General features: G+C 68.8%; 21 protein-coding genes. 12 read left to right on the forward strand and 9 right to left on the reverse strand.

The genetic code is table 11. The features are described 5' to 3' along the window. Window positions 1–88: 88 nt before the first annotated feature. Window positions 89–406 (reverse strand): hypothetical protein, encoded by a 318-nt coding sequence (locus QWG60_RS00975; RefSeq protein ID WP_046078508.1) that lies wholly within the window; start codon window positions 404–406, stop codon window positions 89–91. Window positions 407–585: 179 nt separating this feature from the next. Continuing rightward, the gene (gene typA / locus QWG60_RS00980) at window positions 586–2412 is read right to left on the reverse strand and encodes a translational GTPase TypA (RefSeq protein ID WP_046078507.1); all 1827 of its coding nucleotides are present in this window, start codon (window positions 2410–2412) and stop codon (window positions 586–588) included. A gap of 506 nt (window positions 2413–2918) precedes the next feature. Here typA and glnA point away from each other — a divergent pair. Then, on the forward strand, window positions 2919–4325 hold the full coding sequence (gene glnA, locus QWG60_RS00985) for a glutamate--ammonia ligase (RefSeq protein WP_035595733.1): 1407 nt from the start codon (window positions 2919–2921) through the stop codon (window positions 4323–4325). Window positions 4326–4443: 118 nt separating this feature from the next. Here glnA and QWG60_RS00990 read toward each other — a convergent pair whose 3' ends face one another. Then, window positions 4444–5157 carry a ZIP family metal transporter gene (locus QWG60_RS00990; protein ID WP_046078506.1) on the reverse strand — a complete coding sequence of 238 codons (714 nt, stop codon included), beginning with the start codon at window positions 5155–5157 and terminating at the stop codon, window positions 4444–4446. A gap of 166 nt (window positions 5158–5323) precedes the next feature. Here QWG60_RS00990 and QWG60_RS00995 point away from each other — a divergent pair, with 166 nt between their 5' ends. The 3 genes from QWG60_RS00995 to ntrC all read left to right on the forward strand — a co-directional run bounded on the left by QWG60_RS00995 (window position 5324) and on the right by ntrC (window position 8788). Beyond that, window positions 5324–5905 (forward strand): DUF4124 domain-containing protein, encoded by a 582-nt coding sequence (locus tag QWG60_RS00995; protein WP_146909811.1) that lies wholly within the window; start codon window positions 5324–5326, stop codon window positions 5903–5905. A 437-nt stretch (window positions 5906–6342) separates the two neighbouring features. Next, complete coding sequence (gene glnL / locus QWG60_RS01000; RefSeq protein ID WP_035595739.1) at window positions 6343–7389, forward strand: nitrogen regulation protein NR(II); 1047 nt, start codon at window positions 6343–6345, stop codon at window positions 7387–7389. Beyond that, complete coding sequence (gene ntrC / locus QWG60_RS01005; protein ID WP_146909813.1) at window positions 7382–8788, forward strand: nitrogen regulation protein NR(I); 1407 nt, start codon at window positions 7382–7384, stop codon at window positions 8786–8788. The genes glnL and ntrC overlap by 8 nt, the downstream gene beginning before the upstream one ends. 198 nt (window positions 8789–8986) lie before the next feature. Here ntrC and QWG60_RS01010 read toward each other — a convergent pair whose 3' ends face one another. After that, window positions 8987–10804 (reverse strand): aminopeptidase P family protein, encoded by a 1818-nt coding sequence (locus tag QWG60_RS01010; protein ID WP_146909816.1) that lies wholly within the window; start codon window positions 10802–10804, stop codon window positions 8987–8989. Continuing rightward, window positions 10801–12393 carry a peptide MFS transporter gene (locus QWG60_RS01015; RefSeq protein ID WP_146909818.1) on the reverse strand — a complete coding sequence of 531 codons (1593 nt, stop codon included), beginning with the start codon at window positions 12391–12393 and terminating at the stop codon, window positions 10801–10803. Before QWG60_RS01015 ends, QWG60_RS01010 begins: the two co-directional genes overlap by 4 nt. 313 nt (window positions 12394–12706) lie before the next feature. Here QWG60_RS01015 and QWG60_RS01020 point away from each other — a divergent pair, with 313 nt between their 5' ends. From QWG60_RS01020 to QWG60_RS01045, 6 genes are all read left to right on the forward strand, one after another. Next, window positions 12707–13666 (forward strand): hydroxymethylglutaryl-CoA lyase, encoded by a 960-nt coding sequence (locus tag QWG60_RS01020; RefSeq protein ID WP_146909820.1) that lies wholly within the window; start codon window positions 12707–12709, stop codon window positions 13664–13666. A gap of 2 nt (window positions 13667–13668) precedes the next feature. After that, window positions 13669–14874, forward strand: coding sequence for a CaiB/BaiF CoA transferase family protein (locus QWG60_RS01025; RefSeq protein ID WP_046078500.1), 1206 nt, complete (start codon window positions 13669–13671; stop codon window positions 14872–14874). Between the two features lie 58 nt (window positions 14875–14932). Next, window positions 14933–15928 (forward strand): Bug family tripartite tricarboxylate transporter substrate binding protein, encoded by a 996-nt coding sequence (locus QWG60_RS01030; protein ID WP_107181128.1) that lies wholly within the window; start codon window positions 14933–14935, stop codon window positions 15926–15928. Then, the gene (locus QWG60_RS01035) at window positions 15925–16389 is read left to right on the forward strand and encodes a tripartite tricarboxylate transporter TctB family protein (protein WP_181454223.1); all 465 of its coding nucleotides are present in this window, start codon (window positions 15925–15927) and stop codon (window positions 16387–16389) included. The genes QWG60_RS01030 and QWG60_RS01035 overlap by 4 nt, the downstream gene beginning before the upstream one ends. Before the next feature lie 9 nt (window positions 16390–16398). Continuing rightward, the gene (locus QWG60_RS01040) at window positions 16399–17895 is read left to right on the forward strand and encodes a tripartite tricarboxylate transporter permease (protein ID WP_146909822.1); all 1497 of its coding nucleotides are present in this window, start codon (window positions 16399–16401) and stop codon (window positions 17893–17895) included. Between the two features lie 78 nt (window positions 17896–17973). Then, window positions 17974–19311 (forward strand): deoxyguanosinetriphosphate triphosphohydrolase, encoded by a 1338-nt coding sequence (locus tag QWG60_RS01045; RefSeq protein ID WP_046078497.1) that lies wholly within the window; start codon window positions 17974–17976, stop codon window positions 19309–19311. Window positions 19312–19335: 24 nt separating this feature from the next. On the opposite strand, the gene QWG60_RS01050 is transcribed toward QWG60_RS01045, so the two are convergent. Beyond that, on the reverse strand, window positions 19336–20145 hold the full coding sequence (locus QWG60_RS01050) for an ATP-grasp domain-containing protein (RefSeq protein ID WP_146909824.1): 810 nt from the start codon (window positions 20143–20145) through the stop codon (window positions 19336–19338). Between the two features lie 121 nt (window positions 20146–20266). Between QWG60_RS01050 and QWG60_RS01055 the strand changes: the two genes are divergently transcribed. Then, on the forward strand, window positions 20267–21064 hold the full coding sequence (locus QWG60_RS01055) for a ribonuclease T2 family protein (protein WP_246124731.1): 798 nt from the start codon (window positions 20267–20269) through the stop codon (window positions 21062–21064). Window positions 21065–21074: 10 nt separating this feature from the next. On the opposite strand, the gene QWG60_RS01060 is transcribed toward QWG60_RS01055, so the two are convergent. Further along, the gene (locus tag QWG60_RS01060) at window positions 21075–21953 is read right to left on the reverse strand and encodes a nuclease-related domain-containing protein (RefSeq protein ID WP_046078494.1); all 879 of its coding nucleotides are present in this window, start codon (window positions 21951–21953) and stop codon (window positions 21075–21077) included. A gap of 95 nt (window positions 21954–22048) precedes the next feature. Here QWG60_RS01060 and QWG60_RS01065 point away from each other — a divergent pair, with 95 nt between their 5' ends. Next, complete coding sequence (locus QWG60_RS01065; RefSeq protein ID WP_107181130.1) at window positions 22049–22918, forward strand: NAD-dependent protein deacetylase; 870 nt, start codon at window positions 22049–22051, stop codon at window positions 22916–22918. Here QWG60_RS01065 and QWG60_RS01070 read toward each other — a convergent pair. After that, on the reverse strand, window positions 22899–23273 hold the full coding sequence (locus QWG60_RS01070) for a translation initiation factor Sui1 (protein ID WP_107181131.1): 375 nt from the start codon (window positions 23271–23273) through the stop codon (window positions 22899–22901). The two genes, QWG60_RS01065 and QWG60_RS01070, sit on opposite strands and share 20 nt — an antisense overlap. Before the next feature lie 85 nt (window positions 23274–23358). Then, window positions 23359–24543: an alpha-hydroxy acid oxidase gene (locus tag QWG60_RS01075; protein ID WP_107181132.1), complete on the reverse strand. Its 1185-nt coding sequence runs from the start codon at window positions 24541–24543 to the stop codon at window positions 23359–23361. Window positions 24544–24637: the final 94 nt, after the last annotated feature.

The following is a 24637-nucleotide window of genomic DNA, read 5'->3' on the forward strand; positions in this document are numbered from 1 at the left end:
GTCACTGTGCGCCAGACGCGGGGTACTTGACCAGATGGCTAGCGTTTAGGGGCCGTTGGCGATGGCGGATGGTAATCCGGTCGCCGGCTCAGTCGGGATCGTCGTCCGCCTCGGGGTGACGCGGCTCGAGCGCACGCAGGGCATCGGGCAGGCGCACGGTGTCGCCGAGCGCCAGGTCGCCGACGTGCTGCTCGCGGCGTCCGTTGTCGTCGGCGATCAGCGCAACCACCTCGCCGATGCTGGTGTCCTCGACGTGGGCGTCGACCCGCACCCGCACCGTGAAGCCGCGGAAGTGGGCGCTGATGATGCTGCCCTCGTGGGGCTCCGGGTAATCCTGGGGATGGTCCTGGTAGTAGCGCAGCACGCTGGCGCTGCCGGGATCGTCCCATTCGACGTGCTTGTGCATCGGGCTGGCCTCCATGGCGAATGCTGGAGCCTCAGCATAGTCCCCGGCCGGGGGGCGAGGCCACCGATGGAGGGAAAGGGCTGGCACGGCGGCCGCTGAAACGAAGGAGCCCGCCATGATGGCGGGCTCCTTGTGCGCAGCGAATCGCGGCGCTCAGACGCGCGGTGCGGCGAAGACGCTTACTTCTTCTTGGCGCGCTTGCGCTCGTTCTCGGACAGCAGCTTCTTGCGCAGGCGGATGTGGTTCGGGGTGATCTCCACCAGCTCGTCGTCGTCGAGGAACTCGATGGCCTGCTCCAGGGTGAAGCGGATCGGCGGGGTCAGCACCAGGTTCTCGTCGTTGCCGGAAGCGCGCATGTTGTCGAGCTTCTTGGCCTTGGTCGGGTTGACGACCATGTCCTCGGCACGGCTGTTGATGCCGATCAGCATGCCCTCGTAGACCTCGGTGCCGTGCTCGATGATCAGCTTGCCGCGGTCCTGCAGCGCGAACAGCGCGTAGGCCAGGGCCTTGCCGGAGACCATGGAGACCAGCACGCCGTTGCGACGCTCGACCGAGGCGTCCGGCTTGAGGTCGCCGTAGTGGTCGAAGCGGCTGGTCAGGATGCCGGTGCCCGAGGTCAGGGTCAGGAACTGACCGCGGAAGCCGATCAGGCCGCGCGCCGGGATGATGAAGTCGAGACGCACCCGGCCCTTGCCGTCGGGGTTCATGTTCTTGAGCTCGCCCTTGCGGTAGCCGAGCTCTTCCATGATGGCGCCCTGGTGCTGCTCCTCGCAGTCGATGATGACTTCTTCGTAGGGCTCCTGCTCCTGGCCGTCGATCTCGCGGATGATGACCTCGGGGCGGCCCACGGCCAGCTCGAAGCCTTCACGACGCATGCTCTCGATCAGCACCGAGAGGTGCAGCTCGCCGCGGCCGGAGACGATGAACTTCTCGGGGGAGTCGCCCTGCTCGACGCGCAGCGCCACGTTGTGGATCAGCTCCTGGTCGAGGCGATCCTTGATGTTGCGGCTGGTGACGAACTTGCCGTCCTTGCCGGCGAACGGCGAGTCGTTGACCTGGAAGGTCATGGACACGGTCGGTTCGTCGACGGTCAGCGCCGGCAGCGCCTCGACGGCAGACGGGTCGCACAGCGTATCGGAGATCGCCAGATCCTCGATGCCGGTGATGCAGATGATGTCGCCGGCGGTGGCTTCCTCGGTCTGCACGCGCTCGAGGCCGAGGTGGGTCATGACCTGGCCGATCTTGCCGCGGCGGGTGTTGCCTTCCTTGGAAACGACGGTGACCTGCTGGTTCGGCTTGACGCTGCCGCGGGTGATGCGGCCCAGGCCGATGACGCCGACGTAGCTGTTGTAGTCCAGTGCGGAGACCTGCATCTGGAACGGCGCTTCCAGCTCGACCTTGGGCGGCTCGACGATGTCGACGATGGCCTCGAACATCGGGCGCATGTCATCGCTCAGCTCTTCCGGCTCGGTGCCGGCGATGCCGTTGAGCGCGGAGCAGTAGATGATCGGGAAATCGAGCTGCTCGTCGGAGGCGCCGAGGTTGTCGAACAGGTCGAAGATCTGGTCGATGACCCAGTCCGGGCGGGCGCCCGGGCGGTCGATCTTGTTGACCACGACGATCGGCTTGAGGCCCTGGTCGAAGGCCTTCTGGGTCACGAAGCGGGTCTGCGGCATCGGGCCGTCGACGGCGTCGACCATCAGCAGCACGGAGTCGACCATGGACATCACGCGCTCGACCTCGCCGCCGAAGTCGGCGTGTCCAGGGGTGTCCACGATGTTGATGTGGTAGTCGCGGCCCTTGCCATCATCCCAGCGGATCGCCGTGTTCTTGGCCAGGATGGTGATGCCGCGTTCCTTCTCCTGGTCGTTGGAGTCCATGATGCGCTCCTGGCCTTCGGCCTTGCGGTCCAGGGTGCCGGACTGCTGGAGGAGCTTGTCGACCAGGGTGGTCTTGCCGTGGTCGACGTGAGCGATGATGGCGATGTTGCGAAGATTCTCGATCACGACGGGATCCTGCTGGGAAATTGGGGTGGCATTATAGGGTCAGGACCTCGACGCTACCAGCCTTGTAGCCGCCGGAATCCGGATCGTCGAGGTGTTTTTCGCCATGGGGCGCGTCGCACGGCGTCCGAACGGCGGAAGCGTCGGTTTGGTGCGCGAGAAAAGAAGGTGTGCACGCGTTTGGTGCAAAGAGGCCTTCCAGGCTCCATTTTGGGGCGTTCGGCACGGCCTGGAAGGCGTCATGAGCGGGCATGGTACGGGGTGGTCGGCTTTGCACTCTCATGGAGCAATTTTTTTCTTCTTTCTCTTCAGCTGTTTATAGATCGGTGTCGGCGTGCGTCGTCATTTTGGCACGCTGTATGCTTTGTTTCGGACAATGCCATGGTCGTGCATGGCGGCGTGGGCATCGCGCCGACGCCATGCTACAACGTCGACTGGACACACCCACGACCGACGACAGACCGATTCAGCGGAATACCAACACCAGCCACTGTACCCTGGAGGACCTCATGTCCGAGAAGACTCTCGCCCTGATCGAAGAGCATGACGTGAAGTGGATCGACCTGCGCTTCACCGACACCAAAGGCAAGGAACAGCACGTCACCATTCCGGCCCGTGACGTCGACGAAGAGTTCTTCGAGAACGGTCAGATGTTCGATGGCTCCTCCATCTCCGGCTGGAAGGGCATCAACGAGTCCGACATGATTCTGCGCCCGGAAGACGGCACCGGCTTCCTCGACCCCTTCACCGAAGACGCCACCCTGATCCTGCGCTGCGACATCATCGAGCCGGCCACCATGCAGGGCTACGAGCGTGACCCGCGCTCCATCGCCAAGCGCGCCGAGGCTTACCTGCAGTCCACCGGTCTGGGCGATACCGCCTTCTTCGGTCCGGAGCCCGAGTTCTTCATCTTCGACGAGGTGCACTGGAAGGCCGACATCGAAGGCGCCATGTACAAGATCACCTCCGAGGAAGGCGCCTGGGCCACCGACCGTCAGGTCGAAGGCGGCAACCTGGCGCACCGTCCGCGCGTCAAGGGCGGCTACTTCCCGGTTCCGCCGGTCGACAGCTTCCACGACATCCGTGGCGCCATGTGCAACACCCTCGAGGCCATCGGCCAGTCCGTCGAGGTGCACCACCACGAGGTCGCCAACGCCGGCCAGAACGAGATCGGCGTCAAGTTCAACACCCTGGTGAAGAAGGCCGACGAACTTCAGGAAATGAAGTACGTGGTGCACAACGTCGCCCACGCCTACGGCAAGACCGCCACCTTCATGCCCAAGCCGCTGGTCGGTGACAACGGTTCCGGCATGCACGTCCACCAGTCCTTCTGGAAGGACGGCCAGAACCAGTTCGCCGGCGACGAGTACGCGGGCCTGTCCGAAATGGCGCTGTACTACATCGGCGGCATCATCAAGCACGCGCGTGCCCTGAACGCCTTCACCAACGCGTCCACCAACTCCTACAAGCGTCTGGTGCCGGGCTTCGAAGCGCCGGTCATGCTGGCCTACAGCGCCCGCAACCGCTCCGCTTCCATCCGTATCCCGTACACCGCCAGCCCGAAGGGCAAGCGTGTCGAGGCGCGTTTCCCCGACCCGACCGCCAACCCCTACCTGTGCTTCGCGGCGATGCTGATGGCCGGCATCGATGGCATCAAGAACAAGATCCATCCCGGCGACGCCATGGACAAGAACCTCTATGACCTGCCGCCGGAAGAAGGCAAGTCCATCCCGACCGTCGCCGAGAGCCTGGACCAGGCCCTCGAGGCGCTGGCCGAGGACCGTGCCTTCCTGACCGAAGGTGGCGTGTTCACCGACGAGATGATCGATGCCTACATCGAGCTCAAGGAAGAGGACGTCGAGCGCCTGCGCATGACCACGCATCCGGTCGAGTTCGACATGTACTACAGCTGCTGATGCCGCGCGGCGCCTGGCGCCGCGCTCCAGCACGCGAAAGGCACGCCCGAGGGCGTGCCTTTTTTGTGCGTCTTTCTTTTGCGTGTCTCGATGCCGCGGGCTGACCCCGTCATGGCCATCAGTGGATCAGCATGTGACCGACGATGCCCATGGCGAAGCCGAGCACTGCGCCCAGCGGCGGCCCCCAGTGGCGTTCGAGGCGGGCCTGGGGGGCCAGGTCCTGAAACACCGAGTAGAGGATGCCGCCGGCGGCGAACAGCATGATCGCGGCCACCGGGGTGGGGTAGTCGCCCAGCCACCAGAGCCCGCCCAGCCCCGCCAGCGGGCCCAGCCAGGCCATGGCGAAGAACAGCGTCAGCAGGCGCCGGGCCGAGTAGTGGGTGGTCTCGCGCAGCTCGCGATAGGCGTTGAAGCCTTCCGGCAGGTTCTGCAGCGTCATCAGCAGGGCCAGCAGCACGCCGCTGCCACCGCCATAGGTGAAGGCGGCCCCCAGAGCCAGGGCTTCGGGCAGGAAGTCGGAGAGCATGGCCGTCAGCTGGCTGGCGGAGGTGCCGTTGCGGTCGAGCAGGATGTCGATGCCCATGAAGGCCAGGCCGCCGGCGAGGAACCAGAGCATGGCCGGCCCCGGGGCCAGCGCCTCTAGGCTGTTGGGCACCAGCACCAGGGCCACCGCCGAGAGCAGGGCGCCGCCGCCGAAGGCGATGATGCCGTGGCGCAGCTCGTTCTCCAGCCAGTTCGGCCCGAGGCGTTCCACCTGGGCGACCCAGCCCCCCAACGGCATCGCCATGCCGGCCACCAGGGTCAGCAAGACCACTTTCTCCCATGCCTCCATGCCCGTCGCTCCTTGGCTGTTGGTGTCGCCGCCTCATCCTACTCTTCTTCACCCGGGGCGCGAACGTGGATTCCGTTCCGGGTCGACGGTGGGCTAGGCTTGGAGCAGGACGATGGCAGGCGCACGGCGCGCCGCACGGGACCGTCACGGAGCTCGGGAGAGACGCATGCAAAAGGTTGTCATGACACTGGCGCTGGGCCTGGCGATGAGCCTGCCGGCCGTCGCGCAGACCATCTATCGCACCACCGATGCCCAGGGCAACGTCGTCTTCACCGACGACCCCGGGCGCGGCGGCGAGGCGGTGGAGCTCGATCCGCTCACCGTGGTGCCGTCGCGGCCGGTGCAGCCGCTGTCGAGCGCCTCGTCCGGTCGGCCCGAGAGCACCACGCGCTACGGCGAGCCTGGCCAGCCCTTCATGCCCTACGACGTCTTCGCGATCGCCTCCCCCGAGCAGCAGACGACCCTGCCTACCGGGGCCGCGGGCAACGTTCAGGTGCAGCTCGCCATCCGCCCCGACCTGCGCGACGACCATCGCGTGCGGCTGCTGGTGGACGGCCAGGTCAGTCAGTCCGCCATGCACACCGACACCTTCCTGCTCTCCAATCTCAACCGCGGTGAGCACCGGGTGCAGGCCGAGCTGCTCGACGCCTCCGGCGCGGTGCGCCACCGCACCTCGCCGCTGACGCTCTACGTTCAGCGGGCCAGCGTCAATCTGCCGAGCAATCCCAACAATCCCGCCAACCATTAGCTGCCCCCTCGCCGGCCGCATCGACCGCTGTGTCCGGATGGCTCCCCGAGGCCCTGTATCCCACCGCCGGCGCGTGACGACGGGCACTTCGATGCCTTCGATCACGCCGACCGGGTGAGCGAGGGCAGCGCCTTCCGCCATGCCGAGGCGCTGCGCGGCGATCGTCCGCCCGGAAGCGATCGCCGTCGGCACGACCATGAAGCATGGCGAGCGCATCACGCCCCGCGAGCGCACTTCAGGAAGCCGCTCGAGCCGGAGTGAGCGCTGCCTCGCAGTGCGTGCACCAGCGTGGTGCACTACCATGGTGCATGATCCCCATGTCGGATCAGCCGGGAGGCGACGCCATGCCGTCTTCCCCAAAGTGGCGCGCTTCTTGCAGCACATGAGGGAGGCGCCGCATCGTTTCGCCGCCGGAATGCACCAACGGGAATGCCTTCATGTATCAACGCCTGATGGAACACCTCACCACCGCCGTGCTGCTGCTGGATGGCCGGCTGCAGCTGCGCTGGATGAATCCGGCGGCGGAGGCGTTGCTGGCATTGAGCCGCTCGAGGGTCACCGGCCTGCCGCTGCCGGGGCTGGTGAACTCGGATGACGATATCGGCGAACTGCTGGCCAAGGCACGCGACGAGTTCCATCCCTACACCCAGCGCGAGGCGCGCCTGACCCTGCCCACCGGCGACGCGCTGACGGTGGACTACACCGTCACGCCGCTGTCGGCGGACGAGCTGCTGATGGAGCTGGAGCCCCGCGACCGGCTGCTGCGCATCTCACGCGAGGAGGCGCTGCAGACCCGCCAGGAGACGATCAAGGTGCTGGCGCGGGGGCTCGCCCATGAGGTCAAGAATCCGCTGGGCGGCATCCGCGGCGCCGCCCAGCTGCTGGAGCGCGACCTGGGCGACTCCCAGCTCACCGAGTTCACCCGCATCATCGTCGAGGAGGTCGATCGGTTGCGCGACCTGGTGGATGCCATGCTCGGCCCCCATCGGCTCAATCGTCCCGAGCCGCTCAACATCCACAAGGTACTGGAGCGGGTCCGGGCCCTGGTGTCGGTGGAACACCCCGAAGTGACCTTCACTCGCGACTACGATCCCAGCCTGCCGGATCTGATGGGCGACGAATCCCAGCTGATCCAGGCCATCCTCAACGTGGCACGCAACGCCGTGCAGGCGATGACCGAGGCCGGCATCGAGGGGCCGACCCTGGTGCTGAAGACCCGCGCGCGTCGCCAGTTCACCCTCGGCGCCGAGCGCCATCGCCTGGTCTGCCAGGTGAGCCTCATCGACAACGGTCCCGGCATCCCCGAGGAGCTCAAGGAGACGCTGTTCTACCCCATGGTGTCCGGCCGCGCCGAGGGCAGCGGCCTGGGGCTGTCGATCGCCCAGTCGGTCCTGCACCGCCACCAGGGGCTGATCGAATGCGACTCCCGGCCGGGCCAGACCGAATTCCGACTGCTGATACCGCTGGAGACATCCCATGACTGAAGCCGCACGCGTCATGATCGTCGATGACGATCGCGCCATTCGCTGGGTGCTGGAGCGCGCTCTGGCCCAGCCCGACCTCGAGGTCGAGAGCGTCGAGCGTGCCGACCGGATCCTCGAGCGGCTGCTCGAGGATCCGCCCGACGTGCTGGTCACCGACATCCGCATGCCGGGCCTGGACGGCTTGGACCTGATGGCGAAGGTGCGCGAGGCGCATCCGGAGCTGCCGGTGATCGTGATGACCGCCCATTCCGACCTCGACAGCGCGGTGGCCTCCTATCAGGGCGGTGCCTTCGAGTACCTGCCCAAGCCGTTCGACGTCGACGAGGCCCTGGCGCTGGTGCGCCGCGCCGTGGCCCATGCCCGCGAGCGCCAGCGCCCGGTGCACGCCCCCGAGGGGCTGGACGCCGAGATCATCGGCGAGGCGCCGGCCATGCAGGAGGTGTTCCGCGCCATCGGTCGGCTGTCGCAGTCGCACATCACGGTGCTGATCAACGGCGAGTCCGGCACCGGCAAGGAGCGCGTCGCCCAGGCGCTGCATCAACACAGCCCGCGGGCCGGCAAGCCGTTCATCGCCCTGAACATGGCGGCGATCCCCCGCGACTTGATCGAGTCCGAGCTGTTCGGCCACGAGAAGGGCGCCTTCACCGGCGCCACCGCCCAGCGCCAGGGGCGCTTCGAGCAGGCTGATGGCGGCACCCTGTTTCTCGACGAGATCGGCGACATGCCCGCCGAGACCCAGACCCGCCTGCTGCGGGTGCTGGCCGACGGCGAGTTCTACCGCGTGGGTGGCCACACCTCGGTGAAGGTCGACGTGCGCATCATCGCCGCCACCCACCAGAACCTGGAGGGGCTGGTCGAAGACGGCCGCTTCCGCGAGGACCTGTTCCACCGCCTCAACGTCATCCGCATTCACCTGCCCAAGCTCGCCGACCGCCGCGAGGACATTCCGCGCCTGGCCCGCCACTTCCTGGCCGAGGCCGCCAAGGAGCTCGCCACCGACGTCAAGGTGCTGACGTCGGAGGCCGAGACCCACCTGACGCGGCTGGCCTGGCCGGGCAACGTGCGCCAGCTGGAGAACACCTGCCGCTGGCTGACGGTGATGGCCTCCGGCCACGAGGTGCTGGTCGAGGACCTGCCGCCGGAGCTGCGCGAGGCCGACGAGGGCGGCGCCGCCGGCGACTGGCGCCTGGCCTTCCGCGACTGGACCGATCGCGCGCTCGCCGCCGGCCACACCCATCTGCTGGAGGAGGCGGTGCCGGACTTCGAGAAGATCCTCATCGAGACCGCGCTCAAGCACACCGGTGGACGCAAGGGCGAGGCCGCCGAACTGCTTGGCTGGGGGCGCAACACCCTGACCCGCAAGCTCAAGACGCTGCTGCCGGAGATGGCGGAGGACTGAGCCGCCGAGCCGCTGGGCTGGGGGCGCAATACGCGCTCTCTCAAGGGCCGGCAAGCTCAAGACGCTGCTGCCGGAGATGGCGGAGGATCAGTTGCGAGGTGCGAGGTACGAGGAGCAAGAGGTGAGGAGTGAGTAATAAAGAAGGGCGCCCTGCGGGGCGCCCTTCTTCTGTTCCGGGCTCAGGAACGCCGCTTCCGCTCAGCCGCGCTCGAGCGGCTGGGTGCGCTTCTCGAGCCAGGCCAGGGCCTCGCCCTCGAGCTTCGGCGCGAGCCGGCTGCGGACCTCGGCGTGATAGGCGTCGAGCCAGTCGGCCTCGGCGGGGTCGAGCAGGGCGACGTCGATCGGCCGGGCATCGATGGGGCACAGGGTCAGCGTCTCGAAGCGCAGGAAGTCGCCGAACTCGCTGGCCTCGGCGGGGCGGTTGGCGGCCAGGTTCTCGATGCGGATGCCCCATTGGCCCGGGCGATACACGCCGGGCTCGATGGAGGTGATCATCCCCGGCTGCATGGCGGTGTGCGGCGCCACCGGCGCGTACCAGGCGATTACCTGCGGGCCCTCGTGGACGTTGAGGAAGTAGCCCACGCCGTGGCCGGTGCCGTGGCCGTAGTCGCGGCCGCTGGCCCACAGCGGGGCGCGGGCGATGGCGTCGAGCTGCGGCGAGGGGATGCCGCGCGGGAAGTGCGCCCGGGACAGGGCGATGGTGCCCTTGAGCACCCGAGTGTAGTCCTCGCGGTGGGCGTCCGTGATGGTGCCCACCGGCACCACCCGGGTGATGTCGGTGGTGCCGCCGTGGTACTGGCCGCCGGAGTCGATCAGCAGCAGGCCGTCGCCCTCGATGGTGGCGTGGGCCTCCGGCGTGGCGTGGTAGTGCGGCAGCGCACCGTTGGCGTTGTAGGCGGCGATGGTGCCGAAGCTGCGGCTGACGAAACCGGGGCGGCGGGCGCGGGCGGCGGTGAGCTGCTCGTCCACGGTCAGCTCGGTGACCGCCTCGCCGCGCTCCAGCGCGGCCTCGAGCCAGGCGAAGAACTCGCACAGGGCCGCGCCGTCCTCCTCCATGGCCTCGCGCACGTGGGCCAGGTCGGCGTCGCTCTTGCGGCCCTTGGCCAGGGTGCTGGGCTGGTAGGCCTCGGCCAGCGCCACGCCCTCGGGCAGCGCCTCGCGGGTGCCCAGGGTCAGCTTGGCCGGGTCGATCAGCACCCGGGCGTCGGCCGGCAGCGCATTGAGCCGGCGATGCCAGTCGGCGTAGTCCGCCACCGCGATGCCGTCGTCGGCCAGCGCCGCCGTGAGCTCGTCGTCGAGCTTGCCCGGGGCGATGAACAGCGTGGTGGTGTCGCGGCCCACCAGCAGGTGGGCGAGGAACACCGGGTTGAACGCGACGTCGGCGCCGCGCAGCTGGGTCAGCCAGGCGATGTCGTCGAGGGTCGAGATCGGGTGCCAGTCGGCGCCGTGCTCGGCCATGGCCTCGCGCACCCGGGCCAGGCGCTCGCCGCGGGTCTCGTCGAGATAGGCCGCCGGATGGGCGTAGAGCGGCGCCTCCGGCAGCGCCGGGCGCTCCGGCCAGATGGCGTCGAGCAGGTCCAGGTCGCCGCGCAGGCGAACGCCCGCCGGGGCCAGATGCGCCTCGAGCCGGCGGGCATGAGCCAGCGCCACCACGTCGGCGTCGAAGCCGAGGGTGGCGCCCTCGTCGAGCCGATCGGCCAGCCAGCGCATCGGCGCGTCGGCCTGGCCGGGCTGTAGCTTCATCAGCGCGATGCCGCTGCCGGCCAGCTGTTCCTCGGCCTGAACCCAGTAGCGGCTGTCGACCCACACGCCGGCGGCGTCCTGGGTCACCACCAGGGTGCCCACCGAGCCGTCGAAGCCGGACAGCCAGGCGCGGCCGGCCCAGTGCTCGGGCAGGTACTCGGAGTTGTGCGGGTCGGAGGAGGGCAGCCACCAGGCGTCGATGGCGTGTTCGCGCATGACCTCGCGCAGGGCGTCGAGACGTTGGCGGGCGGTGTCGGCACTGGGTGAGGTCATGCTTGGGCTCCTGAGTCGAGGGTGGCATCGGCGCCCGCGCGACGGGCGGCCGCCGGGTCGATGAGACGATGGTGTCCGAGCATGCGCTTGAACACCGGGACGAGCAACAGCAGCACCGCGGCGAAGATCACCAAGGCGATGGCGGAACGGCCGAACAGCTCGGGCAGCTGCTGGACTTCCTCGGGATTGACGTGGCCGCCGATCAGGCCGGCCACCAGGTTACCGAGCGCCGAACCGGTGAACCACAGGCCCATCAGCTGACCCTGGGTGCGCCGCGGCGACAGGCCGGACATGGTGGAGAGGCCCACCGGGCTCAGGCACAGCTCGCCCAGCGTCAGCAGCAGCATGCTGGCGATGATCCACAGCGGCGAGACCAGCCCCGGGCCGCTCAGCACCTGCTGGGCGGCCAGTACCATCAGGCCGAAGCCGGCGGCGGCCAGCAGCAGGCCGAGCACGAACTTCATCGGGCTGCCGGGTTCCAGGCGACGGCGCCCCAGCGCCGGCCACAGCCAGCCGAACAGCGGGCCGAGCAGCACGATGAAGATGGGGTTCAGCGACTGGAACCAGACGGTGGGAATCTCCCAGCCGAACAGTCCGCGGTCGGTGTAGTTCTGGGCGAACAGGTTGTAGGAGGTGGGCTGTTGCTCGAAGGCCGCCCAGAAGAAGGCCGCGGCCACGATCAGCACGAAGCACACCGTGACCCGGGCACGCTCGTCGCGGTTCAGGCCGTTGAACAGCATCAGGTAGGCATAGAAGCCGATCGCCACCACGATCAGCACCGTGGTCATGACCTCGGCCAGGGCGCGGGCGTCGATGTGGATGACGTCGGTCGCGCTCAGCACCACCAGCCCGGCGATCAGCGCCATGATGCCGGCGACCCAGCTTCCGACGTGGCGGCGGCTTTGGGCCGGGGCATCCCAGCTGGCCTCGCGGCCGCGCTCGCGGTCGGCGCGCTGCATGGCCGGCACCGCCCACAGGCGGAAGATCAGCAGCGCTGCCAGCATGCCGAGCCCGCCGATGCCGAAGCCCCAGTGCCAGCCCCAGCGCTCCAGCATCACGCCGCTGATCAGCGGCGCCAGCAGCGCGCCGAGGTTGATGCCCATGTAGAAGATGGCAAAGCCGCCGTCGCGGCGCACGTCGCCGTCATCATAGAGGCCGCCGACCATCACCGAGATGCAGGTCTTGAACAGTCCCGAGCCGAGCACGATCAGGATCAGGCCGACGAAGAAGGCCGGCGCGCCGAACGGTGCCGACAGCGCGATGGCCAGGTGGCCCAGGGCGATCAGTACCGAGCCGTACCACACCGCCCGGCGCTGGCCGAGCCAGTTATCGGCCAGCCAGCCGCCGGGCAGGGCGGCCAGATAGATGGCGCCGGCGTAGAGACCGACGATGGCCGAGGCGGTCTTCTCGTCGAACCCCAGGCCGCCGTCGAAGAGGCTGGCGGCCATGAACAGCACCAGCAGCGGGCGGATGCCGTAGTAGGAGAAGCGTTCCCACATCTCGGTGAAGAACAGCGGCCCCAGCGGGCGCGGATGGCCGAAGAAGCCGCGATCCCGTCGGGAGGTCGCGGCGTCGGAGGTGGAGGTCATGAAACGTCTGCCTTGTCGCTTGCTTGTGCATTGTCGACCGCGCCCGGCGAGAGTCCACGACGCCATATGTTGGCGTTTGCTGCTGAATAACCAGCAGTGTGGATGGCATTTTTTCTGTCTGGCGCGGTTCAGGCGGGCGATTCTATGGTGTTTTGTTAGCCAACGAAATACGACGGAAGCGGTATGGCGAGGCGCGCCTCGGGGAAGGGGCGGCGCGCCACCGCCAAAAGACTAATGTGAGCGGTTTCGAGCGCTGCCTATAGTGACTCGACGCGTGCCTTGCACGCCGTCTTTCGGAAGGGAGTCCGTCGTCATGTCCGTCGCCGATCGCCTCGAGCGTCAGCCTTCGCGAGTCCATGTCACCGAGGTGGGGCCGCGGGACGGCCTGCAGAACGAGTCCGTCATCCTGAGCACCGCCGAGAAGCTCGAGCTGGTGCATGCGCTGATGGATGCGGGCGTCCGCGCCTTCGAGATTTCCTCCTTCGTCAGCCCCAAGGCGGTGCCGGCGCTGGCCGATGCCGGCGAGCTGGTCGCCGCGCTGCGCGGCTTCGAGGGCCTTCACCTGTCGGCCCTGGTGCCCAACCGCCGGGGTGCCGAGCGCGCGCTGGAGGCCGGCGTCGACGCCGTGGTGATGTTCGTCTCGGCCTCGGAGACCCACAACGCCAAGAACGTGAACCGCTCGGTGGCGGCCTCGCTCGAGGGCTTCGAGGAGGTGGCGCGGCTGCTCGAGGGCAGCGGCGTCGAGCTGCGCGGGGCGATCGCCACCAGCTTCGGCTGTCCCTTCGAGGGCGATATCGAGGTCGGTGCGGTGGGGCGGATCGCCCGCCACTTCGCCGACATCGGCGTGCGCCACGTCTCGCTCGGCGACACCACCGGCATGGCCACGCCGCCGCTGGTCAGCGAGCGCATCCGGCACCTGCGCGAGGACGCCCCGTCGATCGTCCCCACCCTGCACTTCCACAACACCCGCGGCATCGGCCTGGCCAACGTCATGCAGGGGCTCGCCCTCGGCGTGGACCGCTACGAGAGCTCCATCGGCGGCCTCGGGGGCTGCCCCTTCGCGCCCGGGGCCTCGGGCAATATCGCCAGCGAGGATCTGGTCTACCTGCTCGACGAGATGGGCATCGACACCGGTATCGATCTCACCGGCATGATCGAGGCCGCCCGGGTCGCCACGCGGCTGATGGGCCGCGACCTGCCGGGGCAGGTGTCCAAGGCCGGGGCGCGCCTGACGCTCGGCGACTGTTCCGCCGTTCCCACCGCACGAGGATGAGCATGCTCGACTCCGCCACGTCTTCTTCGGGTTCCCTGCAGGGCATCCGCGTCATCGACCTGACTCGGGTGATCTCGGGGCCCTTCTGCACCCAGATACTGGGCGATCACGGCGCCGAAGTGATCAAGGTCGAGCCGCCCGGACGCGGCGACATCGTTCGCTCCCAGGGCAACATGGTGAACGGCTTCAGCTGGTACTTCGCCCAGTTCAACCGCAACAAGCGTTCCCTGACCCTGGACCTGCGCCAGGAGGAGGGCAAGGCCGTGCTGAGCCGGCTGCTGGAAGACGCCGACGTGCTGGTGGAGAACTTTCGCCCCGGTGTCATGGCCAGGATGGGCTTCAGCGACGAGGTGCTGCGCGAGCGCTTCCCGCACCTGGTGGTGGGGCGCATCAACGGCTTCGGCTCCAGTGGCCCGTATCGAGATCGTCCGGCCTACGACTTCATCGCCCAGGCGATGAGCGGCTTCATGGGCGTGAACGGCCACGAGAGCGGCGAGCCCATGCGGGCCGCGCCGCCGATCAGCGACATGGTCGCCAGCCAGAACCTGGCCTTCGGCATCAGCGCGGCGCTGGTGCGTCGCGAGCGCACCGGCCAGGGCGATATCGTCGAGACCGCGCTGACCAACGGCCTGATCAGCATGATGGGGTATCTGGCGGCGGAGTACTTCGCCACCGGCGAGGTGCCGAAACGCACCGGCAACGACCATCCCATGCTCTACCCCTACGGCTTGTTTCAGGCCAGCGACGGCGAGGTCGCCATCGCGCCGAGCAACGACACCATGGTCGAGCGCTTCCTCGGCGCGCTCGACATGCTGGAACTGCTGGAGGACGAGCGCTTCCTCGACAACCGCCGCCGCATGGACAACCGCGAGGCGCTGCGCGAGATCCTCGACCGCGAGATCGCGCGGCGCAGCGTGGCGGAGTGGATCGAGCACTTCAACGAGGCCGGGGTGCCCTGCGGCCGAGTCTACGACCTGCACGAGACGTTCGAGGATCCGCAGGTCCGCGAGCAGCAGATGGCGCTGGAGCTCGACCAGGGCGAGCGCGGCAAGGTGCCGACCACCGGCTTCCCGGTGAAGATGTCCGAGGCCCCGGCGGCCATCCACCACCCGGTGCCGGAGCTCGGCGAGCACACCGAGGAGATCCTCGCCGCGCTGGGGTTGGCGGCCGCCGAGCGCGGGGCGCTGCGCGACAAGGGCGTCATCTGAACCGCCCCTGCGGGGCAGGCACAGCAGCACGACAACAACAAGGACCAGGAGCGACGACATGCCGATCACTTCCATGACACCCCGCCGCCTGATGGCCTCCACCCTGCTGGGGCTGGGCCTGACGGGCGGCCTTGCCGGCCAGGCGCTGGCCATCGACGAGTGCATCGCCCCGGCCGACCCCGGTGGCGGCTGGGACTTCACCTGCCGCTCGGTGGGCCAGCTGCTGCGCGAGCTGGACCTGGTCGACGGCAACGTCCAGGTGACCAACATGCCGGGCGGCGTGGGCGCCGTGGCGTTCTCCAACGTGGCCGGCAAGCGTGCCGACGACAGCGATCTGATGGTGGCCACCAGCACCGTGGGCATGACCCAGATCGCCCAGGGGCGCTACCCGGGCGACGCCGACACCATGCGCTGGCTGGGGATGCTCGGCACCGACGTTGGGGTGATCCTGGTCGATGACGAGAGCGCCTATCAGACCCTCGACCAGCTGCTCGAGGCGATCGTTGCCGACCCCACCTCGGTGGTGATGTCCGGCTCCAGCGGCGCCGGCGGCTGGGACCATATCCGCGCGCTGATGCTGGCCAAGGCCGCGGGGCTGCCGGGGGATCGCATCGGCGCGCTACGCTGGGTGCAGTTCGACGGCGGCGGGCCGGCCGTGACCCAGATGATGGGTGGTCACGTGGATGCGGTCTCCACCGACCTGGGCGAGATCGCCGGCTTCATCGAGTCCGGCGACGTGCGGGTGCTGGCGGTGCTCTCCGACGAGCCGCTGCCCGAGCCGTTCGACGCGCTGCCGACGGCCGTCTCCCAGGGCTACGACGTGACCGGTTACAACTGGCGCGGTTTCTATACCGGTGGCGAGGTCTCGGACGACGATTACGCGGCCATGGTCGAGACCCTCCATGCCCTTTATGAAAGCGACGAGTGGAAGGCGGTCGCGGCGCAGAACGGCCTGGTGCCGCTGTGGCGCGGTGGCGACGAGTTCAGCGACTTCGTGCGCGAGTCGATCGACAGCGTCGAGGCCATTTCCCGCGAGATCGGAGTCATTCAGTGAGCGCCGCCCCGCCGATTCGCCATGCCGCCCTGGGCGACCGCATCGCCGGGGCGGCGCTGGCACTGCTGGCGCTGGGCGCCTGGTGGCACTCGCATACCTTCGTCACCGGTTTCATGCAGCCGGTGGGGCCGGGGGTCTTCCCCCGGCTGGTCAGCGTGCCGCTGGGCGTGCTGTCGCTGTACCTGATTGCGCGCCCCGGCATCAATCAGCGCTGGCCGGAGAAGACGGCGCTGGTGCGCCAGCTCGGCATGCTGCTGCTGCTGGGCTGCTATGCCATCGTGCTCGAGCCGCTGGGCTTCGTGCCGGCGACGCTGCTGGCCACGGTGCTGCTGATGCGCCTGTTCGGTGCCCGATGGCGTCAGGCCCTGCCATACGGGGCGCTGCTCGGGTTTGCGCTGTACGTGCTGTTCGAATTCGCCCTGGGCATTCCGCTGCCCGACACGCCCGGCTGGAGTGGGTAGCGATACGTCATGGATATTCTCGACTTCCTCGTGCACGGGTTCGCGGTGGCGCTGCAGCCCGAACATCTGCTGCTGGCGCTGATCGGCTGCACCGTCGGTACCCTGATCGGCGCCCTGCCAGGGCTGGGGCCGGTGAACGGCGTGGCGCTGATGATCCCGCTGGCGTTCAACTTCGGGCTGGCGCCCACCGCGGCGCTGATCCTGCTGGTCAGCGTGTATTACGGCTGCATGTATGGCGGCCGCATCAGCTCCATCGTGCTCAACATTCCCGGCGACGAGCCGGCGATGATGACGACCCTCGACGGCTACCCGATGGCGCGCGCCGGCCGCGGCGGCGAGGCGCTGGGGCTGTCCGCCGTGGCCTCCTTCGTCGGGGCGACCATCGCCACCATCGGCCTGACGCTGTTCGCGCCGCTGCTGGTCAAGGTGGCGATCCGCTTCGGGCCCGCCGAGTACTTCGCGCTGTTCATGCTGGCCTTCGCCACCATCGGCGGGGTGACCTCCGGCAGCTTCACCAAGAGTTTCATCGCCGCCTGCCTGGGCCTGCTGCTCGGCACGGTGGGGATCGATCCCGTCAGCAGCGTGGCGCGCTACACCTTCGGCTGGTATGAGCTCTATGACGGCATCGACTATCTGGTGGCGCTGATCGGGCTGTTCGCCATCTCCGAGTGCCTGCTGTTCCTGGAGCGTGATCATCGCCTGGAGATCACGCCCGTGCGGCTCGGCTCGGCCGTGCCGGGCATGCGGCGCTCGAAAAGCTGCGCTTCGACCATCGGCCGCGGCTCGCTGATCGGCTTCATCGCCGGTGTGCTGCCCGGCGCCGGCGCCTCGCTCGGCAGCTTCCTGTCCTATTCGCTGGAGAAGCGCCGCTGGGGCGACAAGGGCGACTTCGGTCGCGGCGACCCCCGCGGCGTGGCGGCCCCGGAGGCGGGCAACAACGCCGCCGCCGGCGGGGCGCTGATCCCCATGCTGTCGCTGGGCATCCCCGGCAGCGGCACCACCGCCATCCTGCTGGCGCTGCTGCTGTCGATGAACATCACCCCCGGGCCGCTGCTGTTCGAGCAGCAGCCGGACATGGTCTGGGGCCTGGTGGCGGCGCTGTTCATCGGCAACGTCATGCTGCTGGTGCTCAACATCCCGCTGGTGGGGCTGTTCGCCAAGGTGCTGCAGGCGCCCTCCTGGTTCCTGATGCCGATGGTGGTGCTGGTGGCCTTCGTGGGGGTCTATTCGCTCAACAACAGTCCCTTCGACCTCTTCATGATGCTGGCCTTCGGCGTGCTCGGCTATGTGCTGCGCAAGCTCGAGATTCCCACCGTGCCGGTGGTGCTGGGGCTGCTGCTGGGTGGGCAGATGGAGTTCAACCTGCGGCGGGCGATGTCGATCACCGGCGGCGACTGGAGCATCCTGTGGAGCAGCGGGATCTCGATCGGCATCTATGTCTTCGCCGCGACCCTGCTGTGCGCCGGGCTGATCTATGCGCTGCTGGTCAAGCGCCGGCTGGTCTGACGGAAAGCGAAAGCCGCGCCGGCGGCTTGGGTGGCGTGCCTCCCGGTGCCAGAATGAAGGCCTCAAGGAGGAACGCCCATGACGCAGATGACCTGGGAGCGGCTGCTCGACCCGGCCCGGCTCCATGACCGGCGCGGCACGTCCCGCGACGAGATCGGCCGCAGCCCCTTCCACAAGGACCACGACCGCATCGTCTTCGCCGGCTCCTTCCGCCGCCTGGGGCGCAAGACCCAGGTGCACCCGCTGACCGACAACGATCATATCCACACCCGCTTGACCCACTCGCTGGAGGTCGGCTGCGTAGGGCGCTCGCTGGGCATGAGCGTCGGCGAGGGGCTGCGCCACCGGCTGCCCGAGGACATCACGCCGGCCGATCTCGGCGTGATCGTCCAGGCCGCCTGCCTGGGCCACGACATCGGCAACCCGCCCTTCGGCCACGCCGGGGAGTACGCGATCCGCGACTGGTTCAAGCGCGCCGAGAGCGACGGCAGCGGGCTGCTGGAGGGGCTGTCCGACGCCGAGCGCGCCGACCTGCTGACCTACGAGGGCAACGCCCAGGGCTTTCGCATCGTCACCCAGATCGAATACAACCAGTTCCGCGGTGGCATGCGCCTGACCGCGGCGACGCTGGGCACCCTGCTCAAGTATCCCTGGACCGTCGAGCACGGCGGCAGCGCCGGCAAGTTCGGCTGCTACCAGAGCGAGGCCCATCTGCTGACCGAGGTGGCCGAGCGGCTGGGGCTGCTGCCCCAGGGCGAGAACCGCTGGAGCCGGCATCCGCTGGCCTGGCTGGTCGAGGCCGCCGACGACATCTGCTACGCGCTGCTCGACCTGGAGGACGGCCTGGAGATGGGCATCCTCGGTTTCGACGAGGTGGCCGGCATCCTGACCCAGATCGCCGGCGGCGAGCCCGGCGACTTCGCGACCATGCGCGAGGAGGGCGTGTCCCAGCGGCGGCGGATCGCCGCGCTGCGCGGGGCGGCCATGGAGCGGGCGGTGACCGAGGTGGCCGGAGCGTTCGTCCAGCACGAGGCCGAGCTGCTCGGCGGCCGGCTGCGCCACGACCTGCTCGAGCTGTGCCACCCGGACCTGGACTGGGGGGTGAAGACGGCCAAGCAGCTGGCGCGGGAGCGCATCTTCCGCAACGAACGCAAGGCCAAGCTGGAGATCGGCGCCTACACCACGCTGGGCATCCTGCTGGAGGCCTTCATCGGCGCCGCCCACGAGCTGCACCACACCGGCGGCTCGACCTTCAAGCACCAGCGGGTGCTGGCGCTGATCGGCGAGAACACCCCGCGCCCCTCCTGGTCGCTCTACGACAGCTACCGGCGCATGCTCGACTTCATCGGCGGCATGACCGACCACTACGCGGTGGATCTGGCTCAGGAGATGGGCGGGCGGCTCAGGGGCGACTGAGCGGCGGGCCTCTGCGGCGCCGGTTCAGGCCGTCAGCTGCAGCGGCGGCTCCCCGTCAGGATCGCGATCGTCGTCGTCCAGGCCGATGACGCGGCGGATGGCGTCGCCGATGCGCCGGCTGCTGTTGGCGATGCCCTGGTTGCCGAACAGGCGGTTGAACTCGAACACGTAGGGATGCCCGTCGACCATGGCGATGTCGAAGCCGGCGTGGTCGATGTCGAGCTCGCGGGCCAGGCGGCGGGCCAGACCGATGGCCGCCTCGGGAATCGCCGCGTGGTCGATTCGTCCGCCCTGGCTGACGTTGGCGCGATAGCCCTCGAGCGGCGTGATCCGCCAGTAGGCGGCGATCACCTCGCCGACGACCAGCACGATGCGCAGGTCACGGTCGATCGGCAGCCGCGCCTGGGCATACAGCACCGGCTCCTCGGCGACGTGGTCGTCGAGATCCTGGCGCGACGCGATCAGCCGTACGCCCTCGCCCATGGCGCTCTTGATGCGCTTGGCGATGAAGGGGTAGCCGAAGCGCGCCTCGATGTGGTCGAGAGCGGCGCGGGAGGTGCCGCGAATCTCGGTGGGCGGCACGTGCTCGGGGCACAGTGCCAGGAAGGCGCGGGTCTGCTGGACCTTGTCGTGGCCCAGGTGGTAGCTGGCCAGACTCGGGAAGATGCGCGCGCCGAGCCCGTAGGCCAGGGCATTGACCTGCCAGTATTCGGGGAACAGCAGCCAGTCCGCCTGACGGATCTCCTCCAGGTGATCGTACATGCGTTCCGGCTTGATATAGCGCACCCCGGGAATCCCCAGGGTGCGAAAAACGTCGAACGTGATGAGTTTCATGGTGATGAAAAGGCCATCTCCTGCGAAGGCGGCGAATTATTATCCGCCTTCATGGTTCTGGCAAGCGTTATCGGCCCTCGGGCATCCCCGAGGCAGGCATGATGAGGAGGAGCGCACGACAGTGAAGCGTGCTAGACCGTATTGGCGGCCGAAGAAGGTGCTGCTGATGGGGCTGCTGGGCGGCTGGCTGGCCGTGACCTCGGCCCTGCCGGCCTCGGCGTCATCGCCACTGGCGCTGGACGGTGTCGATCACTACACCTTGGCGCTGACCTGGCATCCCGGCTTCTGCGCCAGTCGCTCGCGGCCGCCACGAGAGTGCCGGGAGGCCCGGCTGCGGCGCGGGGCGGACGACGGCTTCGTGCTGCACGGGCTCTGGGCCTCGCTACCCGACGACTTCCGCGAGCGCGGGGTCACGCGTCGTGACTGGTGGCGCCAGGGATGCTTCCTGGAAACGCCACGGCCGGACGGTGGTTTCTGCCGCGCCCATGCGCCGCTGGCGCTGCCGGACGCCCTCGGGCGGCGGCTGGATCGTGCCATGCCGGGGCGGGCGAGCTGCCTGGATCGCTACCAGTACGCCAAGCACGCGGCCTGCCTGGCGCTGCCCGAGGAAGCGCTGTTCGCGACCTCGCTCGAGCTGCTTGAGGCAGTGAACGACAGCGCCTTCGGCGACTTCGTGGCGCTGCATCGTGGCGGCGTGGTGGGGCGCAACGCCCTGATCGATGCCTTCGAGGCGGCTTTCGGCGAGGGCCGGGGGCGGGCGCTGCGCCTGGAGTGCCGCGGGCGCGGCAACCGGCTGCTGACCGAGGTGCGTATCGGCATCGATGCCGAGGCCCTCGACCGCTTCCCGTCGGCCGACAGCCTGGTACGGCTCGGCCGCGGGCGCTGCGCGACGCGGGTCAGGATCGCCGATTTCGACTGACGGCCATCCCTCAGTGCGGGGCGCGGCGGTGGATCGCGGCGATCACCGCCTCGCGGGTGGCGTCGTCGAGGGCATCCAGACGCCGCTCGGGCAGCCGCTCGGCCAGGGCATCGCCGCTGACCACCAGCAGGTCATCGGCGGCCTCGGGGTGCTCGATCTGCCAGCCAGGCAGGGCCAGCACGCCCTGCACCGGCACCGGTTGGCCCAGCTCTTGCTCCAGCCATTCGGCCAGCCAGCGCGCGGCGCGGCGGGTGTCGCGCAGCGGGCGTCGCTCGATCCAGCCCGGGAAGCGCAGGCGAGCGTGTTCGACCGTGACGCGGTTGTCCTCCTCGCCAGAGGGGCGCACCGTCGGGCTGCGGGCCCAGGTCTCGACGGCGAACACGCCATGGGGCGTGATCGCCACGTGATCGAGCGTGTCGCCTTCGGCGGGCACGTCGTGGAAGATGACGTAGGGGTGTGACTCGGGGCGGATCAGTCGCTCGAGCTCCTGGCCCACCGCCAGTTCGCAGGCCAGCCCCAGCTTGAGGCGGCGGATGCGCTGGAAGTCGCGGATCAGTCGGAAGCAGAAGATCAGCACCAGCAGCGTGGAGAGCGCGCCGTAGAGGGTCCATTCGACCCATTCCGGTTCGTCGGAGAACAGCATGCGCCCCATGCCGTAGACCAGCGGCGTCATGATCACGATCGGGCCCAGGGCGCCGTTGAGGAACAGGCCGGCGAAGGCGCGGTCCAGACGGTCGCGCAGCGACTGGCCCGGCTCGCGCAGCGGGTGGGCGTCGAAGGGCGAGCTGACCCGGGCGTCGTGCAGATTGCGCAGCCCGACCACGATCACCGCGGTCGCCGCCAGAGGAAACAGGAAGATGAGGGGAATCAGGTATTCCAGCCAGGCCATCGGGAGTCCTTGCCCGTGGGGGATCCCGTCTATTGTAGACAGGATCGGCGCCCCGAGGCCATGCTCGGCGCGCATGCCGAGAAGCGAGGAGTGACATGAGCGATCGTCAGGCGCCGCTCGGCGCCGATCTCGAGGCCCTGGCGGCCTTCGTGGCGAGCACGCCGCGCCTGGCCGTGCTGACCGGGGCCGGCGTCAGCACGGCCAGCGGCATCCCCGACTATCGCGACGACGGCGGCGACTGGAAGCGCTCGCCGCCGATGCAGCATGGCGTCTTCATGGGCAGCCAGGCCGCCCGGCAGCGCTATTGGGCGCGGGCGCTGATCGGCTTCCGCACGCTTCAGGAGGCGCGCCCCAACGAGGCCCATGGTGCCCTGGCGCGGCTCGAGGCCGAAGGGCGGGTGATCGGCATCATCACCCAGAACGTCGACGGCCTGCATCGCCGCGCCGGCTCGCGTCGGGTGATCGAGCTGCATGGCCGGGCCGACCTGGTGCGCTGCATGGGCTGCGGGGCGACACGCATGCGCCATGATCTGCATGCCGAGCTGGCCCGCCACAATCCCGACTGGCTCGACACCGGCGCCCGGGCCGGTCCGGATGGCGATGCCGACCTGGAAGCGGACTTCGCGGGCTTCCGTGTGCCGGACTGCACCCGCTGCGGTGACGGCATCTGGAAGCCGGACGTGGTGTTCTTCGGCGACAGCGTGCCTCGCCCCCGCGTGGACGAGGCCTTCGCGTTGCTGGAGGAGGCCGACGGGCTGCTGGTGGTGGGCTCGTCGCTGATGGTCTACTCGGGCTTCCGCTTCGCCCGCGAAGCCGCCCGGGCCGGCAAGCCACTGGCCTGTCTGAACCTCGGACGCACCCGCGCCGACGACCTCTATACGCTCAAGGTCACGGCCGGCGCCGAGGCCGGGCTGGCCGCGCTGGTCGAGACGCTGAAGGAAGGGCCTAGCCGCCGGCCAGCCTGACCTTGAACCCTCGCTTCTCCAGCTCGCCCTTGAGCACCTCGCGCTGGTCGCCTTGAATCTCGATCACGCCGTCCTTCAGGGCGCCGCCGGTGCCGCAGCGTTTCTTGAGCTCCTTGGCCAGGGTCTTGAGCTCGTCGGCCTTGAGCGGCACGCCATCGACCAGGGTCACGCCCTTGCCCTTGCGGCCCTTGGTCTCGCGGCGTAGGCGCACGATGCCGTCCAGGCCCGCCAGGCGCTCCTCTTCGGCGGCCTCGGCGCAGCGGCAGTCGTCGACGGGCTGGCGGCACTCGGGGCAGGTGTCGCCGTGTTCGGTGGAGTAGACCAGGCCACGCAGCTGGTCCTGGAGAGATGCCATGGGGCCTCCTCGGCAATGGATGCGGGCCCCAGATGATACGAGGCCCGGCGGCGGCGGTCGATGCGGGCGGGCCTTGCGCGTCGGCTCATGTGTGCCGACGGTCGGGCCCGAGGACCTCGGGGCCGAGCTCGGAGGCCTGGCTCAGCCCCAGCAAGCCGATCGTCCGGTCCACTTCTCCGCGCAGCAGGTCGAGGGCATGCGCGACGCCGGCCTGGCCGCCGGCGGCCAGGCCGTACAGCGTCGCTCGCCCCAGCCAGACCGCATCGGCCCCCAGGGCCAGCGCCTTGACGATATCCGTGCCACGCCGGAAGCCGCTGTCGATGAACAGCTGGCAGCGTTCGCCGACGGCCTTTCTGGCGTCGGGCAGCACCTCCAGCGGCGAGCAGGCGCTATCGAGCTGGCGCCCCCCATGATTGGAGAGTACCACCCCGTCGACGCCGAGTGTCGCGGCCTGCTCGGCCTCGGCCGGCGCCAGGATGCCCTTGACGATCAGCTTGCCCTGCCAGTGATCGCGCAGCCAGGCGATATCGTCCCAGTTGAGGGAAGGGTCCAGCTGCTGGCCGATGATGGCCGAGGCGCCCTGCACGCTCTGCTTGCCGGGCGGCAGCAGGTCGCCGAGGTTCTTGAAGGTGGGCATGCCGTCGGGGATCAGCACGTCGGCGATCCAGCGCGGGCGGGTCAGCAGATGCAGGAGATTGCGCAGCGTGGGCTGCATGGGCTTGCGGAAGTTGCGCAGGTCCCACTCCCGGTTGCCGTAGATGGCGCTGTCGGTGGTGACCACGAGCGTCTCGTATCGCGCCGTTCGGCAGCGTTCGACCAGTTTCCTGACGTAGTCGCGGTCGCGATAGAAGTAGATCTGCATCCAGGCCCTGAGGTCTTCGACGTCGGCGATCTCCTCCAGCGAGGTGGTGGCCACGTTGCTGAGCACGAAGGGGATGTTCGCAGCGGACGCCGCCGCGGCCAGCTTCAGGTCGCCGTTCTTCGTCATCATGCCGTTGTAGCCGGTCGGTCCGATCACCAGAGGCAGGGCATGTTGCCGGCCCAGCAGGGTGGTGGACAGGTCCCGGGGGCCGACGCGCGTCAGGGTTTTCGGTTCGAACCGGTAATCGTCGAACACCCGGCGGTTGCGATCCAGCGTGCGTTCATCGTCGGCACCGCCCTCGAGATACTCATGGACAAAATGGGGCAGTCTGCGGCGGGCGATCCGCGCCAGGTCCTCGATGTTGAGTGCCTTTCGATAGTCGGTTCCGGCATAGCTGGCGCGTTCCACGTGGGTCTCCCTTTGCCGATGGCGCATGACACCAATGTCTAATAACGAAGCGCTTTTCGCTCTCCTGCCATACTACCATACTAGTTGCATCGAA

Source organism: Halomonas halophila (assembly GCF_030406665.1).
In the GTDB taxonomy this organism is placed as follows: Bacteria; Pseudomonadota; Gammaproteobacteria; order Pseudomonadales; family Halomonadaceae; genus Halomonas; species Halomonas halophila.

Excerpts from the sequence above, each read along its gene's own strand:
- QWG60_RS00975 (WP_046078508.1), bottom strand. The coding sequence starts at position 406 with ATGCACAAGCACGTCGAATGGGACGATCCCGGCAGCGCCAGCGTGCTG.
- glnA (WP_035595733.1), top strand. The coding sequence starts at position 2,919 with ATGTCCGAGAAGACTCTCGCCCTGATCGAAGAGCATGACGTGAAGTGG.
- QWG60_RS00990 (WP_046078506.1), bottom strand. The coding sequence starts at position 5,157 with ATGGAGGCATGGGAGAAAGTGGTCTTGCTGACCCTGGTGGCCGGCATG.
- QWG60_RS00995 (WP_146909811.1), top strand. The coding sequence starts at position 5,324 with ATGCAAAAGGTTGTCATGACACTGGCGCTGGGCCTGGCGATGAGCCTG.
- glnL (WP_035595739.1), top strand. The coding sequence starts at position 6,343 with ATGTATCAACGCCTGATGGAACACCTCACCACCGCCGTGCTGCTGCTG.
- ntrC (WP_146909813.1), top strand. The coding sequence starts at position 7,382 with ATGACTGAAGCCGCACGCGTCATGATCGTCGATGACGATCGCGCCATT.
- QWG60_RS01010 (WP_146909816.1), bottom strand. The coding sequence starts at position 10,804 with ATGACCTCACCCAGTGCCGACACCGCCCGCCAACGTCTCGACGCCCTG.
- QWG60_RS01015 (WP_146909818.1), bottom strand. The coding sequence starts at position 12,393 with ATGACCTCCACCTCCGACGCCGCGACCTCCCGACGGGATCGCGGCTTC.
- QWG60_RS01020 (WP_146909820.1), top strand. The coding sequence starts at position 12,707 with ATGTCCGTCGCCGATCGCCTCGAGCGTCAGCCTTCGCGAGTCCATGTC.
- QWG60_RS01025 (WP_046078500.1), top strand. The coding sequence starts at position 13,669 with ATGCTCGACTCCGCCACGTCTTCTTCGGGTTCCCTGCAGGGCATCCGC.
- QWG60_RS01030 (WP_107181128.1), top strand. The coding sequence starts at position 14,933 with ATGCCGATCACTTCCATGACACCCCGCCGCCTGATGGCCTCCACCCTG.
- QWG60_RS01040 (WP_146909822.1), top strand. The coding sequence starts at position 16,399 with ATGGATATTCTCGACTTCCTCGTGCACGGGTTCGCGGTGGCGCTGCAG.
- QWG60_RS01045 (WP_046078497.1), top strand. The coding sequence starts at position 17,974 with ATGACGCAGATGACCTGGGAGCGGCTGCTCGACCCGGCCCGGCTCCAT.
- QWG60_RS01050 (WP_146909824.1), bottom strand. The coding sequence starts at position 20,145 with ATGAAACTCATCACGTTCGACGTTTTTCGCACCCTGGGGATTCCCGGG.
- QWG60_RS01060 (WP_046078494.1), bottom strand. The coding sequence starts at position 21,953 with ATGGCCTGGCTGGAATACCTGATTCCCCTCATCTTCCTGTTTCCTCTG.
- QWG60_RS01065 (WP_107181130.1), top strand. The coding sequence starts at position 22,049 with ATGAGCGATCGTCAGGCGCCGCTCGGCGCCGATCTCGAGGCCCTGGCG.
- QWG60_RS01070 (WP_107181131.1), bottom strand. The coding sequence starts at position 23,273 with ATGGCATCTCTCCAGGACCAGCTGCGTGGCCTGGTCTACTCCACCGAA.